This is a genomic window from Streptomyces sp. NPDC001851, assembly GCF_040297165.1.
In the GTDB taxonomy this organism is placed as follows: domain Bacteria; phylum Actinomycetota; class Actinomycetes; order Streptomycetales; family Streptomycetaceae; genus Streptomyces.
In genome coordinates this window covers 103368-120252 of record NZ_JBEOYR010000019.1, presented here as the reverse complement: position 1 = coordinate 120252, position 16885 = coordinate 103368, and the positions used below count along the sequence as shown (strand labels likewise).

At 72.4% G+C, this 16885-nt stretch carries 18 protein-coding genes and 2 pseudogenes; 5 read left to right on the top strand and 15 right to left on the bottom strand.

Going from position 1 to position 16885, the window contains the following annotated elements:
- The first annotated feature begins 240 nt into the window (after window positions 1-240).
- Both rho and ABT171_RS26880 read left to right on the top strand, forming a co-directional pair.
- The gene (gene rho, locus ABT171_RS26885) at window positions 241-1389 is read left to right on the top strand and encodes a transcription termination factor Rho (RefSeq protein ID WP_351248082.1); all 1149 of its coding nucleotides are present in this window, start codon (window positions 241-243) and stop codon (window positions 1387-1389) included.
- A gap of 102 nt (window positions 1390-1491) precedes the next feature.
- Window positions 1492-2325: pseudogene (locus ABT171_RS26880) on the top strand (D-alanyl-D-alanine carboxypeptidase family protein); the annotation flags it as partial.
- Between the two features lie 83 nt (window positions 2326-2408).
- On the opposite strand, the gene ABT171_RS26875 reads toward ABT171_RS26880, so the two are convergent.
- The 14 genes and pseudogenes from ABT171_RS26875 to ABT171_RS26810 form a co-directional block, all read right to left on the bottom strand.
- Window positions 2409-3770, bottom strand: coding sequence for a glycosyltransferase family 87 protein (locus ABT171_RS26875; RefSeq protein WP_503076708.1), 1362 nt, complete (start codon window positions 3768-3770; stop codon window positions 2409-2411).
- Window positions 3767-5173 (bottom strand): polyprenol phosphomannose-dependent alpha 1,6 mannosyltransferase MptB, encoded by a 1407-nt coding sequence (gene mptB / locus ABT171_RS26870; protein WP_351248080.1) that lies wholly within the window; start codon window positions 5171-5173, stop codon window positions 3767-3769. Before mptB ends, ABT171_RS26875 begins: the two co-directional genes overlap by 4 nt.
- 111 nt (window positions 5174-5284) lie before the next feature.
- Window positions 5285-6223 carry a glutaminase gene (locus ABT171_RS26865; RefSeq protein ID WP_351248078.1) on the bottom strand — a complete coding sequence of 313 codons (939 nt, stop codon included), beginning with the start codon at window positions 6221-6223 and terminating at the stop codon, window positions 5285-5287.
- Window positions 6224-6273: 50 nt separating this feature from the next.
- Complete coding sequence (gene aspA / locus ABT171_RS26860; RefSeq protein WP_351248076.1) at window positions 6274-7683, bottom strand: aspartate ammonia-lyase; 1410 nt, start codon at window positions 7681-7683, stop codon at window positions 6274-6276.
- Window positions 7684-7756: 73 nt separating this feature from the next.
- Entirely contained in the window at window positions 7757-8773 is a 1017-nt protein-coding gene (locus tag ABT171_RS26855) for an asparaginase (RefSeq protein WP_351248074.1), read from the bottom strand.
- Window positions 8774-8814: 41 nt separating this feature from the next.
- Window positions 8815-10254 carry an amino acid permease gene (locus ABT171_RS26850; RefSeq protein ID WP_351248072.1) on the bottom strand — a complete coding sequence of 480 codons (1440 nt, stop codon included), beginning with the start codon at window positions 10252-10254 and terminating at the stop codon, window positions 8815-8817.
- Window positions 10251-10928, bottom strand: a complete 678-nt coding sequence (locus ABT171_RS26845) for a FadR/GntR family transcriptional regulator (RefSeq protein ID WP_351248188.1) — start codon at window positions 10926-10928, stop codon at window positions 10251-10253. Before ABT171_RS26845 ends, ABT171_RS26850 begins: the two co-directional genes overlap by 4 nt.
- A 171-nt stretch (window positions 10929-11099) precedes the next feature.
- Window positions 11100-11936 carry an undecaprenyl-diphosphate phosphatase gene (locus ABT171_RS26840; protein ID WP_351248070.1) on the bottom strand — a complete coding sequence of 279 codons (837 nt, stop codon included), beginning with the start codon at window positions 11934-11936 and terminating at the stop codon, window positions 11100-11102.
- 75 nt (window positions 11937-12011) lie between these two features.
- The gene (gene crcB / locus ABT171_RS26835; RefSeq protein WP_351248068.1) at window positions 12012-12386 is read right to left on the bottom strand and encodes a fluoride efflux transporter CrcB; all 375 of its coding nucleotides are present in this window, start codon (window positions 12384-12386) and stop codon (window positions 12012-12014) included.
- The gene (locus ABT171_RS26830) at window positions 12383-12763 is read right to left on the bottom strand and encodes a DUF190 domain-containing protein (RefSeq protein ID WP_351248066.1); all 381 of its coding nucleotides are present in this window, start codon (window positions 12761-12763) and stop codon (window positions 12383-12385) included. The genes crcB (ABT171_RS26835) and ABT171_RS26830 overlap by 4 nt, the downstream gene beginning before the upstream one ends.
- The gene (gene crcB, locus ABT171_RS26825; protein ID WP_351248064.1) at window positions 12760-13221 is read right to left on the bottom strand and encodes a fluoride efflux transporter CrcB; all 462 of its coding nucleotides are present in this window, start codon (window positions 13219-13221) and stop codon (window positions 12760-12762) included. Before crcB (ABT171_RS26825) ends, ABT171_RS26830 begins: the two co-directional genes overlap by 4 nt.
- Before the next feature lie 67 nt (window positions 13222-13288).
- The gene (locus ABT171_RS26820; protein WP_351248062.1) at window positions 13289-14248 is read right to left on the bottom strand and encodes an SMP-30/gluconolactonase/LRE family protein; all 960 of its coding nucleotides are present in this window, start codon (window positions 14246-14248) and stop codon (window positions 13289-13291) included.
- Window positions 14249-14313: 65 nt separating this feature from the next.
- On the bottom strand, window positions 14314-14601 hold the full coding sequence (locus tag ABT171_RS26815) for a helix-turn-helix domain-containing protein (RefSeq protein ID WP_351248060.1): 288 nt from the start codon (window positions 14599-14601) through the stop codon (window positions 14314-14316).
- 188 nt (window positions 14602-14789) lie between these two features.
- Window positions 14790-14966: pseudogene (locus ABT171_RS26810) on the bottom strand (glycosyl hydrolase 53 family protein); the annotation flags it as partial.
- A 3-nt stretch (window positions 14967-14969) separates the two neighbouring features.
- On the opposite strand from ABT171_RS26810, the gene ABT171_RS26805 reads away from it, so the two are divergent.
- From ABT171_RS26805 to ABT171_RS26795, 3 genes are all read left to right on the top strand, one after another.
- A complete protein-coding gene (locus ABT171_RS26805) occupies window positions 14970-15440 on the top strand; it encodes an ABC transporter permease (RefSeq protein ID WP_351248059.1) in 471 nt (156 codons plus the stop codon).
- A 55-nt stretch (window positions 15441-15495) separates the two neighbouring features.
- The gene (locus ABT171_RS26800) at window positions 15496-15849 is read left to right on the top strand and encodes a VOC family protein (RefSeq protein WP_351248057.1); all 354 of its coding nucleotides are present in this window, start codon (window positions 15496-15498) and stop codon (window positions 15847-15849) included.
- Window positions 15850-15922: 73 nt separating this feature from the next.
- Window positions 15923-16324 (top strand): MarR family winged helix-turn-helix transcriptional regulator, encoded by a 402-nt coding sequence (locus tag ABT171_RS26795; RefSeq protein ID WP_351248055.1) that lies wholly within the window; start codon window positions 15923-15925, stop codon window positions 16322-16324.
- Window positions 16325-16360: 36 nt separating this feature from the next.
- Here ABT171_RS26795 and ABT171_RS26790 read toward each other — a convergent pair whose 3' ends face one another.
- A complete protein-coding gene (locus ABT171_RS26790; RefSeq protein ID WP_351248053.1) occupies window positions 16361-16759 on the bottom strand; it encodes an SseB family protein in 399 nt (132 codons plus the stop codon).
- Between the last annotated feature and the right edge of the window lie 126 nt (window positions 16760-16885).

The window sequence follows — 16885 nt, the reverse complement described above, 5'->3', positions numbered from 1 at the left end:
TCGTACGGACACCGGTGCCGTTCTCTCTTCATCAGCCCCTCGGCCAAGGCTTCCGACCGGCTCGGGCTTCTTCTCCGCACCACCTCGTGACCAGGGCGTCCGCGCCGTACCCGAGGTGCCGTTCCCGCCGCCCGGAGACGGCTGTCAGGGCCTCCCGCTCGCGGTCTCTCCCCCTTCCCACCCCCATCTTCCGTCCGCAAGAGGACGCACCCCCTTCCGTCCGTGAAAGGACTTCCCACCATGACCACCACACTCGAACACCCTCCCGTGGTCCAGCAGACCCCGGCCCCCCGGCTCGTCACCGGTGTCCTCGACATCGACGCGCGGGGGAAGGGACATCTGCGGGCCGCGCACCTGCTCCCCTCCCCCGCCGACCCCCAGGTGCCGCCGGCCGCGATCCGGCGCCACCGGCTGCGCAAGGGCGACCTCGTCGAGGGCGTCCTGGGCGACCGGCGCGCCCTGACCGAGGTCACGCGCGTCGACGGACGCGACCCGGCGGACCTGCGCGACCGGCGCCACTTCCATGACCTCACCCCGCTCCACCCGCACGACCGCATCCGCCTCGAACACCCCGCGTCCGGACTCGCCGGGCGGGTCACGGATCTCTTCGCGCCGGTCGGCAAGGGCCAGCGCGGACTGATCGTGGCTCCGCCGAAGAGCGGCAAGACGGTGCTGCTCCAGCAGTTCGCCGCCGCCGTGGCCGGCAACCACCCCGAGTGCCGGCTGATCGTCCTGCTGCTGGACGAGCGTCCCGAGGAAGTCACCGAGATGCGCCGCTCGGTGCGCGGCGAGGTGTACTCCTCCACCTTCGACCGGACCCCCGAGGAGCACATCGCCCTCGCCGAACTCGTCGTCGAACGGGCCAAGCGCCGGGTGGAGGCCGGCGAGGACGTCGTCGTCCTGCTGGACTCGCTGACCCGGCTGTGCCGGGCCCACAACAACGCCTCCGCCGCCGGCGGCCGCACGCTGAGCGGCGGTGTCGACGCGGGCGCGCTGCTCGGCCCCAAGCGGTTCTTCGGTGCCGCGCGCCAGGCCGAGGAGGGCGGCTCGCTGACCATCCTCGCCACCGTCCTGGTGGACACGGGCTCCCGCGCCGACGGCTACTACTTCGAGGAGCTCAAGAGCACGGGCAACATGGAGCTGCGGCTCGACCGCGAGGCCGCCGCCCGGCGCCTCTTCCCCGCTGTGGACCTCGGCGCCACCGGCACCCGGCGTGAGGAACTCCTGCTCCCCGCGGCCGAGTTGACGGCCGTACACGGTCTGCGCCGCGTCCTGCGCTCCCGCGAGAGCGGCCCGCCCGGTCTGGAGACCCTCCTGGAGCGGCTGCGCTCCACCCCCGACAACGCCGCGTTCCTGAGGCAGGTCCGGCCCACCCTGCCCGGCGGCTGAGCCCGCGCCGTGGGCGGCCGGGGTGCGGCATCCGGGTTGCTCCGGTGGGCCGAACGGCCCCGACAGCGCGAGGGACGGCGCCCCCGTTCGTACGTTGATCATATGTTCACAGCCCTTTCTCATCGGGCGGCCGTGTCGGCCTGTTCCCTGTGCGTGGCGGGCGTGCTGGCACTCGCGCCGGCCGCCGCCGCTGCCGGGCCCCGGGTCGGCGAGCCCGCACCGCCCGGACCCCGGGCGGCGATGCCCGCGCCGTCCCTGCTCTACCGCTCCGGACTCCAGGTCCGCCCCCGCCGGGGCGCGCCCGAGGTGCCGGAGGTGTCGGCGCTGTCCTGGGTGGTGGCCGACGCGCACGACGGGGAGGTGCTGGCCGCGAACGACGCGCACCGCAAGCTGCCTCCCGCGAGCACCCTGAAGACGCTGTTCGCCCTCACCGTGCTGCCGACGCTGCCCGCCGGGATGCTGCACACCGTGCGGGACGAGGAACTGGCGGACATCGGTGCGGGCAGCAGCCTGGTCGGTGTCGAGGAGGGGCACGCCTACCAGGTGGCCGACCTGTGGCGCGGGGTCTTCCTCAGCTCCGGCAACGACGCGGTGCACGTGCTCGCCTCGCTGGACGGCGGCTGGGCGGCCACGGCCGCGCGGATGCAGGGCAAGGCACGTTCGCTCGGCGCCCTGGACACCCATGTCGTGTCCCCCGACGGCTACGACGCCCCCGGCCAGGTGTCCTCCGCCTACGACCTGGCGGTCTTCGGCCGGGCCGGGCTGCGCAATCCCGACTTCGCCCGCTACTGCTCCACCGCCCAGGCGCAGTTCCCCGGTGAGGGCTCGTCGTACGGCATCGAGAACACCAACCGGCTGCTGACCGGCGAGGACGGGGTGGCGCCGTACCCCGGGCTGATCGGGATCAAGAACGGCTACACCACCAACGCGGGCAACACCCTCGTGGCCGCGGCCCGACGGGGCGGGCGCACGCTGGTGGTGACCGTGATGAACCCTCAGGAGGGCGGCGGACTGGCCGTCTACGAGGAGGCACGCCGGCTGCTCGACTGGGGCTTCGCGGCGGCCGGGCGGGTGGATCCGGTCGGCTCGCTGGACGGGCTGCGCGCCAAGTCGTCCCCGGCGTCCGCCGCCGCACCGGTGGCCGCGGCCACCTCACAGACACAGGACGACGACTGGTCGGGCACCGCCGTCGTGGTAGGGCTTTCAGGGCTCGGCGCGGTGGCCGTGGCGCTGGTGCTGCGGTCCAAGGGCGGCCGCGGCGCGCGCGGGTGACCCGTCGGCAGGCCGCACAGCAGACCCAGCGTGATCCACGTATAGGTGTTGCTGCCGAGGAAGCCGCCGATGCCGGAGGCGTCGTCGACCCACAGCCAGACCACGCTCGTGCACAGCACCGCGTACAGGGCGCATGCGATCCGCCGGTGCCCGGCGCGGACCAGGACGGCGAAGGACGGCAGCAGCCACACCAGGTGGTGCACCCAGGTGATGGGGCTGACCAGGCAGGCCGCCGCCGCGGTGAGCGCGAAGGCCGCCGTCCAGTCGCCGGCCGTCACCGCCCTGCGGGCCCGCCACGCCCAGACGCACAGGGCCAGCAGGACCGCCGTCGCCCACAGCGGACGGCCCGGCTCGCCCAGGCGGGCCAGCACGCCCTGGAGCGACTGGTTCGACACATAGTCGAGCCGGCCCACCCGGCCGGTGTCCCACAGCGCCTCGGTCCAGTAGAAACGGGACGCCCCCGGGTCCGCCCAGGCGGCCAGCCCGGTCGCCGCGGCGGCGACGGCCGTGGCGATGCCGGCCGCCCGGCGCCGTCCGGCGAGCAGCAGCAGGCCGATGAACAGGGCGGGCGTGAGCTTCACGGCGGCGGCGAGCCCGATCCCGGCACCCGCCCGGCGCTCCCGGCCGGTCGCCAGCAGCCGGCAGTCGCCGAGGACGAGCGCGAGCAGCACCAGGTTGACCTGGCCGAAGCTGAAGGTGTCCCGCAACGGCTCGAACAGGGCGAGCAGGCACAGGCCCAGCGACCACCGGTACCAGCCGTGCCGCCGCCAGCCGGGCCCGGCCAGGAACCGCAGGACCACCGCCATCGCGGCCAGGTTGACCAGCAGGGACGCCAGGATCGCCGGGGTACGGCCCAGCAGGGCCAGGGGCAGCATGGCGAGGGCCGCGAACGGCGGATAGGTGAAGCCGTACGAGGTGCCCGGCACCCGGTAGTCGTAGATCCGGCCGCCGTGGTGCACCCAGGTGTGCACGGTGCCGTAGTAGACGCGCAGGTCGAAGAAGCCGCGCAGCAGCGGCACGGTGGCGGTGAAGACCGTGACGGCCGCGACGAGGAGGAGCACGAGCAGCACGCGTCCGCGGTCCGTACGGGGGCGCAGCGGGCCGCTCACGCCGTGCGTCCCGGTGCCGGGGCCTGGACGTGGACCTGGGCCGACTGGTGGGCCTGCCACAGGACGACCACGCCGAGCACCCCGCCGGAGACGGCGAGCACCAGCTGGCCGGGGCCGGCCGGTCCGCCGCTCGGCAGGACGGCGAGGGCGAGGACGCCGGCCAGGGCCGCGACCCGGTGCCGCACCGAGGTCTCGGGCGCGCCGGCGGCGATGAGGAACAGGCCCCACAGCACGTACCAGGGGCGGATGGCCGGGCCGAACACGGCGACCGTCAGCAGGCTGAGTCCGAGCGCGTACTCCGGTCTCAGGCGCAGTCGGAGCCAGATCAGCGCCACGGCGACGGCGGTGGCCGCGAGCCCGAGCAGGTGCCAGGCGGGCACGGCCAGCGGGGCCAGGCCGCTGTGGAGGTGTTCGAGCAGAGCGCCGGTGGCGCGGCCGGCCAGGCTGGTCAGGGCCCAGTTCTGCGGGGAGACCGGGGTGGTCAGGGCACCGATCCAGCCGTAGCCGGTGCCGGCGACGGCGGTGGCGGCGACCGTGGTCAGGGCGGAGGCGCCCGCCGTGGTCAGGGTGGCCGGCAGCGGGCGGCGGCCGGAGCGGACCTGGAGGACCAGGACGGCGAGGAGGCCGAGGCCCGCGGGTGCCTTGACCAGCGCGGCGAGGGTGACGAGGACGGCGCCGAGGGCGGGTCGGCGACCGCGCGCGGCGACCAGTCCGAGACCGAGCAGGCCGAGCATGAGGGCGTCGTTGTGGGCACCGGCCACCAGGTGCAGCAGGACCAGCGGATTCAGGGCGCCGAGCCACAGGGCGGCGGCCGGGTCGGCACCGCTGTGCCGGGCCAGGCGGGGCAGCGCCGCCGCCATCAGGGCCACACCGAGCAGGGCGAGCAGGCGCATGCCCAGCAGGCCGGCCGGGAGCTGACCGCGGGTCAGGCCCGCCAGGGCGGAGGCCACGGCCAGGAAGGCGGGCCCGTAGGGGGCGCCGGTGTGCTGCCACATCGGGGCGACCTGGTCGGCGAGCGGGCCGCCGAGCCTGTCGGGCCCGTGGGCGTAGACGTCCATGTGGGCGTCGGCCATGGCGCCCTGCGCGAGGTAGCTGTAGACGTCCCGGCTGAACAGCGGCGGGGCGAGCAGCAGCGGGGCCGCCCACACGGCGAGCACCAGCAGCAGGGCACGCGGGGTGGGCGGCTGGGGGCCGCGCACCAGACGGCCGAGGAGCACCCAGGCCGCGATGAGCAGCACGACACCGAAGTACACCCCGACCAGGCCGAGCGCGGCCCGCGCGGAGGCGGGTGCGAGGAGATCCTGTACGGGCAGGGCACCGGCTGTCTCACCGCCCAGCGCGAGGAAGGCGGTGCCCGCCAGCCCGAGCAGCCGGCAGCGGCGGAGATCGACGGGGAATGCCATGGCCAACACTGGGTGAGCGTGTCAACGCCGGGTGGCCGGAAGGCGACGGTGGCCCTGCCGGGCGGGGGCGACGATGTAACCGGCGGGTGCGGGTGCGTGGTCGGGCCGCCCTCAGAACACCGACAAGCCCGTCAGCGTCGTGAACCGGTCGAGGGCCGCCACCCCCGCCACCGAGTTGCCCCGTTCGTCCAGCCCGGGGCTCCACACGCACAGCGTGCACCGGCCCGGTACGACGGCGATGATCCCGCCGCCGACCCCGCTCTTGCCGGGCAGCCCCACCCGGTACGCGAAGTCCCCGGCCGCGTCGTACGTGCCGCAGGTCAGCATCACCGCGTTGACCTGCTTGGCCTGGCTGCGGGTGAGCAGGCGGCTGCCGTCGGCGCGTATGCCGTGCCGGGCGAGGAAGCCGGTGGCGAGGGCCAGGTCGGCGCAGGAGGCGGTGAGGGAACACTGCCGGAAGTACTGGTCGAGCAGGGTCGGCACGTCGTTGTCGATGTTGCCGTAGGACGCCATGAAATGGGCGAGGGCGGCGTTGCGGTCGCCGTGGGCGGTCTCGGAGGCGGCGACCTCCTCGTCGAAGTCCAGGGAGGCGTTGCCGCTCTCGGCCCGCAGAAAGGCCAGCAGCTCGCCGGCCGCGTCTCCGGTACGGGTCTGGAGGCGGTCGGTGACGACGAGGGCGCCCGCGTTGATGAAGGGATTGCGCGGGATGCCGTTCTCGTACTCCAGCTGGACCAGGGAGTTGAAGGGGTTGCCGGAGGGTTCGCGGCCCACGTGCTCCCAGAGTTCGTCGCCCTCGCGGGCCAGGTCCAGGGCGAGCGTGAAGACCTTGGTGACGGACTGCGTGGAGAACGGCTCGCGCCACTCCCCCACCCCGTACACCGTGCCGTCCAGCTCGGCGACGGCCATGCCGAACCGGCGGGGATCGAGGGCGGCGAGGGCCGGGATGTAGTCGGCGGCCCGGCCGCGGCCGGGCGTGCGCTCCATCTCCTCGGCGATGCGCTCCAGGACCGGCAGGAAGGTGAGGGACGACGTCGTTGTCATGATCACCATTGTGCCTCCCGCTCGCTCCCGGAGCGCAATCGGCCCCGCGTCGCCGCAGGTCAGGCGGCTGGTGCCCCGCTGCCTGCGACGACCTCGGGGCGCAGCAGCTCGGCGAGCCGCTCGGCCGGGAGCAGGCCCTTCTCCAGCACCAGTTCCGCCACTCCGCGGCCGGTGACGAGGGCCTCCTTGGCGATGTCGGTCGCGGCCGTGTAGCCGATGTGCGGGTTGAGCGCGGTGACCAGGCCGATGGAGTTCTCCACGGTCGCCCGCAGCCGCTCGGTGTTGGCGGTGATGCCGTTCACGCACCGCTCGGCCAGCGTCAGACAGGCGCTCCGCAGATGCGTGATCGACTCCGACAGGGAGTGCAGGATGATCGGCTCGAAGGCGTTGAGCTGGAGCTGTCCGGCCTCGGCGGCCATGGTGATGGCGACGTCGTTGCCGATCACCTCGAAGGCGACCTGGTTGACCACCTCGGGGATCACCGGGTTGACCTTGCCCGGCATGATGGACGAACCGGCCTGCACCGGCGGCAGGTTGATCTCGCCGAGGCCCGCGCGCGGACCGGAGGACAGCAGCCGCAGGTCGTTGCAGCTCTTGGAGAGCTTGACCGCGATCCGCTTGAGCACACCGGACATCTGGACGAACGCACCGCAGTCCTGGGTGGCCTCGACCAGGTTGGCGGCGGTGACCAGCGGCAGCCCGGTGATCGCGGACAGGTGCCGGCGGGCGGCTTCGGCGTAGCCGGCGGGCGCGTTGAGCCCCGTGCCGATCGCCGTGGCACCCAGGTTGATCTCATGGATCAACTCGACGGCCTCGGCAAGACGGCTGCGGTCCTCCTCGATCATGACGGCATAGGCGGAGAACTCCTGGCCGAGCGTCATCGGCACCGCGTCCTGCAATTGTGTACGGCCCATCTTGAGCACGTCACGGAACTCGACCGCCTTGCGGGCGAACGCGTCCTGGAGTACGGCCATCGCCTTGAGCAGTCCACGCACCGCGAAGACCGTCGCTATCTTGACGGCGGTCGGGTAGACGTCATTGGTCGACTGACCGAGGTTGACGTGCTCGTTGGGGTGCAGGTGCGCGTACTGGCCCTTCTCGTGCCCGAGCAGTTCCAGCGCGCGGTTCGCCACGACCTCGTTGGCGTTCATGTTCGTGGACGTGCCGGCGCCGCCCTGGATGACGTCGACCACGAACTGGTCGTGCAGCTTGCCGTCGCGGATCTCGCGGCAGGCCGCCACGATGGCGGCGGCCTTCTTCGGCTCCAGCAGGCCGAGTTCCTCGTTGGCGAGGGCGGCGGCCTCCTTGACGGCGGCCAGGGCGTCGATGAGATGCGGGTACGCGGAGATCGGGGTGCCCGTGATGGGGAAGTTCTCCGTCGCGCGCAGGGTGTGCACACCCCAGTACGCGTCGGCGGGTATGTCGCGGTCGCCGAGCAAATCGTGTTCGCTGCGGGTGGCGGCGGTCATGAGGTATGGGTTCTCTTTCTGAGACACGGAGGTGGCAGCGCCCCGTATGGGGCGCGGGGCTGTACTGATGCGCCTATGCGCAGGCGGTGACGGGAACCGGGTCCAGCGCACGCACCGCACGCACGCACCCCACCGGCTCCCCGCCCCCGAGCAGCGGCTCCCCCGCGAATTCGGTGAGCAGCCCGGGGTCGACGCCCGCGCGAGCGAGAGCGGCGGCCGCGACCGGAACGCGGGCCCGGTTCGCCCCGTCGGCGATCTTGACGGCGATGGCCCGGCCATCGGGCAGCGCAGCGACCTGAACGCCCTCGAACCCGTCCTTGGCCAGCAGCCCCGGCACGGCCCGCATCAGCGCGGCGACGTCCCGCCCCGAGCCGGAGGCCATCTCGGCGTGCGAGCGCATGGCGTCGGCGACCCGTGCCTCGGGCGTCCCGGGGGCCGCCGAGGCGAGGCGGGACACGGCGCGGGCGAGCCCGTGCAGGGAGATGGCGAACAGCGGAGCCCCGCAGCCGTCCACGGTGACGCGGGCGACCCGCTGGCCGGTCAGGTCCTCGACGGCCGCCTCGATCGCCTGCTGCAGCGGGTGCTCCGGGTCGAGGTAGTCCGGCAGGGACCACCCGTTGAGCTGGGCGGTCCACAGCATGGCGGCGTGCTTGCCGGAGCAGTTCTGGGCGAGCCGGGAGGGCATGCGGCCCTCGCGCACCCAGGCGTCCCGGACGACCGGGTCGAACGGCATGTCGGGGACGTTGCGCAGGTCGTCCTCAGTCAGCCCGGCGAGGTCGAGGATGCGCCGGGTGCCGGCGAGGTGGCGTTCCTCGCCAGAGTGGCTGGCCGCGGCCAGGGACAGGAGTTCGCCGTCGAGCGGCAGTCCGGCCCGCAGCATGGCCACGGCCTGGAGGGGTTTGACGGCCGAGCGCGGGTAGAAGGCGGCCTCGATGTCGCCGAGCTGGAACTCCACCCGGCCGTCGGCGCCGAGGACGACGACGGAGCCGTAGTGGATGCCCTCGACGACCCCGCCGCGGAGGAGGTGGGCGACGGGAGCGTGGAGGGGTTCGCGTATGACGGGTGCGTCGGCGGGGGAACTGCTGTACATCACTGCCTGTATCGAGGGATCGGGGCGGTCCGGGTCGCGGGTCACGCGTCGGCGCCGGTGGATGTGCGCGCTGTGCGGACGCGGATGGCGTACCAGCCCGCGACCAGCGCTGCGACGATCAGCGGCAGGCAGAGCACGGTGGTGCGTCCGGCGCCGCCGTCGGCGTACATGAGGACCAGGACGGAGGCGAGGAACGCCAGCGTCACGAGTTCGGTCCAGGGGGAGCCCGGCAGCCGGTAGGACGGCCGGGTCAGTTCGCCCTTCTGGGTCTTCCGCCAGAAGAGCACGTGACAGAGCATGATCATGCCCCAGGTGGCGAGGATGCCGATCGCCGCGAAGTTGAGGACGATCTCGAACGCGTCGGCGGGGACGACGTAGTTGAGGCCCACTCCGAGGACGCAGATGCCGCTGGTGAGCAGGATTCCGCCGTACGGGACCTGGCTGCGGCTCATCTTCGCGGTGAACTTGGGGGCCGAGCCGCTCATGGCCATGGAGCGCAGGATGCGGCCGGTGGAGTACAGGCCGGAGTTGAGCGAGGACATGGCGGCGGTGAGCACGACCAGGTTCATCACACCGCCGGCCGCCGGGACGCCGATGTGCGACAGGACGGTCACGAAGGGGCTCTCACCGGCGCTGTACTTGTTCCAGGGCAGCAGCATCGAGAGGAGGACGACGGAGCCGACGTAGAACAGGCCCACGCGCCACATGATCGAGTTGATCGCCTTCGGCATGATCTTCTCGGGGTTCTCGGTCTCGCCGGCGGCCACGCCGACCAGTTCGACGGAGGCGTAGGCGAAGACGACGCCCTGGATGATCAGCAGCATGGGCAGCAGGCCGTTGGGGAAGATGCCGCCGTTGTCGGTGATCAGGGCCGGGCCGGGGTGGTGACCGTCGACCGGGTGCTGGGTGACCAGCAGGAAGATGCCGATGCACATGAAGACGACGAGCGCGCCGACCTTGACGATGGCGAACCAGAACTCCAGTTCGCCGAAGATCTTGACCGAGATCAGATTGACGGTCAACACGACGGCCAGGGCGATCAATGCGATCAACCATTGGGGGATGTCCGAGAACATGCCCCAGTAGTGGGTGTAGGTGGCGACCGCGGTGATGTCGGCGATGCCGGTGGTCGCCCAGTTGAGGAAGTACATCCAGCCCGCGGTGTAGGCGCCCTTCTCGCCCAGGAACTCCCGGGCGTACGACACGAAGGCGCCGGAGGACGGGCGGTACAGGACGAGTTCGCCGAGGGCCCGGACGACCAGGAAGGCGAAGACGCCGCAGACGGCGTACGCGATGAAGAGGGAGGGTCCGGCGTCGGCGAGCCGGCCGCCCGCGCCGAGGAAGAGGCCGGTGCCTATGGCGCCGCCGATGGCGATCATGTTGACGTGCCGGTGCTTGAGGCCCTTGCTGTAGCCGGCGTCTCCGGCGTCGACATGGCCGGACGAGGGGCGCGTCTCGTCTTTGAGGTGCTGCTCGCTCACGCCTCGGGTCCGCCTTCCGTGGGGAGGTCCGTGCGCGCGGGGCGCACGATGTCGGTGAGGGTCGTCTCGACGCGGTCCAGGTGGTGGCTCATGGCCTCCACGGCGTCGAGTTCGGAACCGTCGATCAGCGCCTCGACGATCGCCCGGTGCTCGCGGTTGGACTGCTCGCGACGGCCGCCCAGTTCGTTGAGGAAGGCCGACTGACGCGCCAGTGCGTCGCGGATCTCCTCGATGACCCGGCGGAAGACCGGGTTCTGGGCGGCCTCGGCCACGGCGAGGTGGAAGAGCGTGTCCATCGCGACCCACGCGGTGGTGTCCGTCTCCCGCTCCATGCGGTCGAGCAGGTGGGCCAGGTGGTCCAGGTTCTCCGGGGTGCGGCGCAGGGCCGCGTATCCGGCGACCGGGATCTCGATGTGCCGGCGCACCTCCAGCAGGTCGCTGGCCGCGTAGTCGCCGAAGGTGGGGTCCTCGACGGCGGTGGCGACGACGAAGGTGCCCTTGCCGGTCCGGGAGACCGTCAGGCCCATCGTCTGCAGCGCGCGCAGCGCCTCGCGGAGCACGGGCCGGGACACCTCAAGGGTGCGGCACAGCTCGGCCTCGGAGGGGAGCTTGTCGCCTATGGCGTACTCGCCGCGCTCGATGGCACCGCGGAGGTGGGCGAGGACCGCTTCCATGGCGCTGACGCGCCGGGGCCCCCGACCAGCTGTCTGGCTGTCTGACAGGTTCACGGGAGCGATCCTGCGGGTTGCGCGCCAGGACTGTCAAGACATCGAGTAAGGAAACATTCACGGGGTGCGGCGCCTGAATGCAGGCATCCGCACCCCGTGGGTGATCGGCAGGTTCGGTCAGGCGCTGAGGGTGCCCGTGGCGAGCAGGCCGAGCAGGCCCGCGCCGATCACGATGCGGTAGATCACGAAGGCGTTGAAGGAGTGCTTGGCGACGAACTTCAGCAGCCAGGCGATCGAGGCGTAGGCGACGACGAAGGACACGATGGTGCCGACGGCCAGCGGGGCGGCGCCCACGCCGGCGCCGAGGGCGTCCTTCAGCTCGTAGATGCCGGCGCCGGTCAGGGCCGGGATGCCGAGGAAGAACGACAGGCGGGTGGCGGCGACGCGGTCCAGGTCCAGGATGAGCGCGGTGGACATGGTGGCCCCGGAGCGGGAGAAGCCGGGGAAGAGCAGGGCGAGGATCTGGGAGCAGCCGACCCACATCGCGTCCTTGAAGGAGGTGTCGTCCTCACCGCGCTTGTGCCGGCCCATCTGGTCCGCGCACCACATCACGACGGAGCCGAGGATGAGCGAGCCCGCGACGACCCAGAGGGAGCCCAGCGGCCCGTCGATCAGCGGCTTGGCGGCAAGACCCACCACGACGATCGGAATGGTCGCGGCGATGACCCACCAGGCGAACTTGTAGTCGTGGTGGTAGCGCTCCTCGCGGTTGGTCAGGCCGCGGAACCAGGCGGAGACGATCCGCTTGATGTCCTTGAGGAAGTACACGAGCACGGCGGCGATGGCGCCGACCTGGATGACGGCAGAGAACCCGACGACGGACTTGTCGTCGACCGGGATGTTCATGAGTCCCTCGGCGATCTTCAGGTGACCCGTGGAGGACACCGGGAGGAACTCGGTCACCCCCTCGACTACTCCGAGGACGACGGCCTGACCGACGGAGATGGCGCTCATGGGATCCAGTTCTGAGGAGAGTTGGTCGACAGTGCTGTAGACAGTACTTGCTGCGTCCGGCGGCCTGGCAAGCGCCTAGCCCCACAGGGCGCCGGCGAGCGAGACCCCGGCGAAGGCTGCGGCGAGCCCCGCCGCGACGCTCGCGACGACGTTGACGGCAGCGTAGAGGCCGGAGCCGGCCTCCGTGAGGCGCAGGGTCTCGTAGGAGAAGGTCGAGTACGTCGTCAGCGCGCCGCACAGCCCCGTGCCGATGAGAAGCTGCAGGTGGGGGCCGGCGGCTCCGGCGGACACGGCGCCCGTGAGCAGCCCGAGGACCAGCGAGCCGGTGACGTTCACCACGAAGGTGCCCCAGGGGAAGACCGAGTCGTGGCGGGCCTGCACCGCCCTGTCGGTGAGATAGCGCAGCGGTGCGCCGACCACGGCCCCCGCGATGACCAGCAGCCAGTTCACAACGACTTCTTACCCTTCGGATCCGTGTCCTCCGGGCCGGCGGAGCGCCCCACGTACCGGACGACCTCGCATTCCTCCAGGGTCACCAGACCTTCCTCGACGAGTTCGTCGAGTTGCGGCAGGAAGGCCCGTACGCGCTCCTCGCCGTCCACGACGACGACGGCCACGGGCAGGTCCTCGCTCAGCGACAGCAGGCGGGAGGTGTGGATGCGGGAGGAGGCGCCGAAGCCCTCGATACCCCGGAAGACGCTCGCCCCGGCGAGTCCGGCCGCGTGGGCGCGGTGCACGATCTCGGAGTAGAGGGGCTTGTGGTGCCAGGTGTCGTCCTCACCGATGTAGACGGTCAGCCTGAGGGCGCGGCCGGTGAGTGATGTCATCGCTGCCTCCTGACGAGCACCCGGCGGGCGGCGGCCGAGGCGAGCCACACCGCGGCGAGGGCCGCGCACAGCGTCGCGGCGAGATAGGCGAGCCCGAGCCCCGGGCGGCCGGCGTCGACCAGCCTGCGGATGTCGACGGCGTAGGTGGAGAAGGTGGTGAAGCCGCCGAGCACACCGGTGCCGAAGAAGGGGCGTACGAGGCGGTGGGCGGCCCACACGTCGGTGATCAGCACCATGAAGACACCGATCACCGCACAGCCGGCGACATTGGTCCAGAAGGTCGCCCAGGGGAAGCCGCCGGGCGGTGTGGGCCAGGCGAGGGTGAGCCCGTACCGTGCGCACGCGCCGAGGGCGCCGCCGATAGCGACCACCGCGACGACGGGTATCTGGTGATGCCATGCGGACCGCCGCCGTGGCGTGGGGCGGACACGGAGGCTCTCGGCTTCCGGGGCTGTCATGCGCTTGCTTCTCCTGTTCGGCCTGCCCCGACGGGTGATCACGGCCGGGCACCAGCCTACCGCCGTGTCAGGGGGCCGCGGGCCGCGCGCAGACCGCGACGCCGGGCTCCCGGAGGCTGCCGAGGACCAGGTGGTCCCCCGTCGCGCAGACGCTGGTGACCATGCGGAAGCCGGAGCGGCGCCGGGTGAGGTGGTGCACGGTCCGTCCGGCGTCGTCGAGGGCCACGACCCCGATCGTTCCGCTCGGGCGGTAGGGCGCGTGGACGGCGGCCCGGGCGGCGGCGCCGCGCACGGCGGGCCGGGTGCGGTGCAGGAGGTCCAGCGGCGGGACCCGCGGACTGGCGAGCGCGGCCCAGAGCGGGCCGTCGGGACCCTCGCGCCAGAGGTTGTCCGGCATACCGGGCAGCGCGGCGAAGAGGTCGGTGCGGCCGGCGCGCGGGCCGGTGAGGTGGTAGCGGGTCAGCCGGCAGGCCCCGGTCTCGGCGATTACCAGGAAGGCGCCGTCGCCGCCGACTGCCAGACCGTTGGCGAACTGCAGCCCCTCCAGGACGACTTCCGGCTCACCGCCCTCGGCGGGAAGGCGCAGCAGACGCCCGGTCCCGGTGTGTTCGACGATGTCGCCGATCCACTGGTCCAGCGGGTAGCGGCGGCTGGAGACGGTGAAGTACACGGTGCCGTCCGGCAGGGCGACGACGTTGCTGCAGAAGCGGAGCCGCTGCCCCGCCACCGAGTCCGCAAGGACGTGGACGGTGCCGCCACCGGGCTCGACGCGCAGCAGGCCGCGTTCCGCGTCGCACACCAACACACCGCCGTCCGGGAGCGGTTCGAGCCCGAGCGGACGGCCGCCGGTCTCGGCCAGCACCTCCACGCGGGCCGTGCGCGGGTCGCCGAGATGGTGGACGCGCAGGATCCGCCCGTCCTCCGCCCCGGTCAGCACGCGTCCGTGCGCGTCGGCCACCACGTCCTCGGGACCCCGGGCGCCCAGCGAGACGTAGTGCAGCGGGTGGAGTGCCGTCGGTCGGTCCATGCGCGGTGCCCTTTCGCCGTCGGTCGTCCCGCCTGCCCGGCCACTCTCTCCTGCCCGGCCGCCGCTCACCACCCCTTCTCGAACATCCGGGCCACCTCGGCGATGCGGATCTCGTCGCGCCGGTAGTAGGTGCGGCAGCAGACGCGGCGGGTGCGCAGCACGCCGAGGCGGGTGAGGAAGTCCAGGTGCGCGAGGGCGGTCCGGCGGGGTACGCCCAGCTTGACGGCCACGGCCCGCGCGGTGACGCCTCTCTCGACGGGGTCGCGGCGATGGTGCGCCGGGAAGTGGGCCGCCGGGTCCTTGAGCCACTCCAGGATGGTCTGACGCATCCGGCCCGAGGGAGTTCCCATCATCCGTCCGCCTCCGTCCCCGGCCTCCTCGTACGCAGTCTTCCCACTGTCGCCCGGGCGACTCCGCCGCGTCCGGAAGTCGTACACCGTTGTCCGGTACCGAACGGCCGTACGACCGCGGAGCTCCGTCCGGCCCCGGAAACACGGCGGGGTCCGGCCGCCGCCTACCGCCGGGCCCCGCACCGGGTGGTTCAGCGGTGGCTGAACCACGTCATGGAGGGCAGCGCCTTGTCGTCGTAGCCGAACAGGGCCTGGTTCTCCCAGCCGTTGCCGGAGCCGGCGCCGGCCGGGTCCCAGCCGTCGCCGGAGACGGCGGTCCAGGTCGCCTCCCGGTAGAAGACGCCGAAGCCGCGGCCGTTCGGGACGGCCGGGTGCCGCTGGTCTCCAGTCACTCCGGCGATCTGATGCTGGCCCTGGTCGCCTCCCTCGGGGTGTTCAACACGGCCGTGCTCAACACCCACGACCGGCGCCGCGACCTCGGCATTCTGAAGTCGATCGGTATGACCCCGCGCCAGGTGACGGTGACGTCGATGGCCGTGCTCGGCGTGCTCGGGTCGGTGCCGGGCATCCCGCTGGGCGTCGCCGCCTACGAGGTGGTCGTCCCGCGGATGGCCGCGGGGATCGGCGTCGTCCTGCCGTCGTACATGACGGACGTCTGGCACGTGCCCCGGCTGGCCGGGCTGGCTCTCACGGGGCTCGTGATCGCCGTCGCCGGTGCCCTCGTGCCCGCCCGGCGGGCCGCCCGCCTCACCGTCTCGGAGGTCCCGCACAACGAGTGGGGGTGCCGGGGAGGCCGCAAGCGGTCAGGATCGGAGAAGCCCGGGCGGGCTCCCCGGTCCTAGCGTGAAGTGCACCGGCGGACAACGCGTCGGCCCGCACCTCGCGAAGGAGAGTCCCATGAGCGCCACCGGCCTGCAGACGATCATCTACCCCGTCAAGGACAAGGACCGCTCCAAGGCGCTGTTCACCGCCTTGCTGGGGGTAGAGCCGTATGTGGACGAGCCCTATTACGTCGGTTTCAAGGCCGAGGGTCAGGACGTCGGCCTCGACCCGAACGGGCATGCCCAGGGCCTGACCGGGCCGGTGCCGTTCTGGCACGTCACCGACCTCCGGGAGCGGCTCGCGGCGCTGCTGGAGGCGGGCGCCGAAGTGGTCCAGGAGGTGCGGGACGTCGGCAACGGCAGGCTCATCGCCTCGGTGAAGGACCCGGACGGCAATCTGGTCGGTCTCCTCCAGGACCCGGTCGCCTGAGCGGCTGAGCTGCGCGCTCACCCACACTAGTTGCACACTCAATGATTGCCGGGATCGGTGCTACGGTGCGGGTATGGCAGTCAAGACGGCCGACGCCCGGCTTGAGGAACGGTGGCGGGACATCCTCGCCGTGCACGCGCGCACGATGTGCGAGATCGACCGGGCCCTGCACCCGCACGGGCTGGGCGCCAGCGACTTCGAGGTGCTGGACATCCTGGCGACCGAGTCGCCCGCGGAGGGCGACCAGTGCCGGGTGCAGAACCTGGTCGGACGAGTCCATCTCAGCCAGAGCGCGCTGTCCCGGCTGATCGGCCGGCTGGAGAAGGACGGGCTGGTGGAGCGTTCGGTGTGTGCGGACGACCGGCGCGGCGTGTGGGTGGCGCTCACCGGCAAGGGCCGCGCGCTGCACGCCGAGGTGCTGCCGCTGCAGCGCGCCGTGCTGCAGCGGATGCTCAGCGAGCAGCAGGGTGAGTGAGGCAGCCCGGCCCCGTCGCGCAGGGCCGGGCTCCGGTCACCGCGCCAACAGGGTGCGGACCCCCTGTGACGTGAGGGTCAGGGCGTGGGTGGAGTTGCCGTCGATGGCCAGGGAGAGGTCCTCGTCGGGCCACTGGGAGGCCAGGGCGCCCAGGGGTATGAGGCGGTAGCGGGAGACGAACGGCAGCAGTCCGGTCATCTCGCCCTCCGTGGTGAACACGGGGACGACCTGGTCGCCTCCGGGCTGTTCGAGGACGGGCAGGGCCACGCTGGTGGCATCGGCGCCCTCCCCGTCGATCGCGTCGTCCGGCACGGGGACGAGTACGTCACTGTGGGCGAGGACGTCCAGCGCGGCCTGGTCCTCGGCGTTCACGGCCAGCGCGTCCAGCGCCTGCTGGGCGGGCGTCGGCAGGTCGTCGTGTGCGGGTGTCTCCATGGCAGATCCCCAGGTAGCGGCGGTCGTACGGGCCACCCGGGACGGTTGCACCCGGGCGTGCTCCCGCCTCGCGTACCCGGTGGACGGCGGGGCATGCGTCGGTCATGGTGATCACCGCCAGGCGAG

Coding starts and splice junctions, on each gene's coding strand:
- rho (WP_351248082.1), top strand. CDS start 241: ATGACCACCACACTCGAACACCCTCCCGTGGTCCAGCAGACCCCGGCC.
- ABT171_RS26830 (WP_351248066.1), bottom strand. CDS start 12,763: ATGACATCACTCACCGGCCGCGCCCTCAGGCTGACCGTCTACATCGGT.
- mptB (WP_351248080.1), bottom strand. CDS start 5,173: ATGGCATTCCCCGTCGATCTCCGCCGCTGCCGGCTGCTCGGGCTGGCG.
- ABT171_RS26790 (WP_351248053.1), bottom strand. CDS start 16,759: ATGGAGACACCCGCACACGACGACCTGCCGACGCCCGCCCAGCAGGCG.
- ABT171_RS26840 (WP_351248070.1), bottom strand. CDS start 11,936: ATGAGCGCCATCTCCGTCGGTCAGGCCGTCGTCCTCGGAGTAGTCGAG.
- crcB (WP_351248064.1), bottom strand. CDS start 13,221: ATGACAGCCCCGGAAGCCGAGAGCCTCCGTGTCCGCCCCACGCCACGG.
- ABT171_RS26800 (WP_351248057.1), top strand. CDS start 15,496: ATGAGCGCCACCGGCCTGCAGACGATCATCTACCCCGTCAAGGACAAG.
- ABT171_RS26865 (WP_351248078.1), bottom strand. CDS start 6,223: ATGGTGATCATGACAACGACGTCGTCCCTCACCTTCCTGCCGGTCCTG.
- aspA (WP_351248076.1), bottom strand. CDS start 7,683: ATGACCGCCGCCACCCGCAGCGAACACGATTTGCTCGGCGACCGCGAC.
- ABT171_RS26855 (WP_351248074.1), bottom strand. CDS start 8,773: ATGTACAGCAGTTCCCCCGCCGACGCACCCGTCATACGCGAACCCCTC.
- ABT171_RS26845 (WP_351248188.1), bottom strand. CDS start 10,928: ATGGAAGCGGTCCTCGCCCACCTCCGCGGTGCCATCGAGCGCGGCGAG.
- ABT171_RS26815 (WP_351248060.1), bottom strand. CDS start 14,601: ATGATGGGAACTCCCTCGGGCCGGATGCGTCAGACCATCCTGGAGTGG.
- ABT171_RS26795 (WP_351248055.1), top strand. CDS start 15,923: ATGGCAGTCAAGACGGCCGACGCCCGGCTTGAGGAACGGTGGCGGGAC.
- ABT171_RS26820 (WP_351248062.1), bottom strand. CDS start 14,248: ATGGACCGACCGACGGCACTCCACCCGCTGCACTACGTCTCGCTGGGC.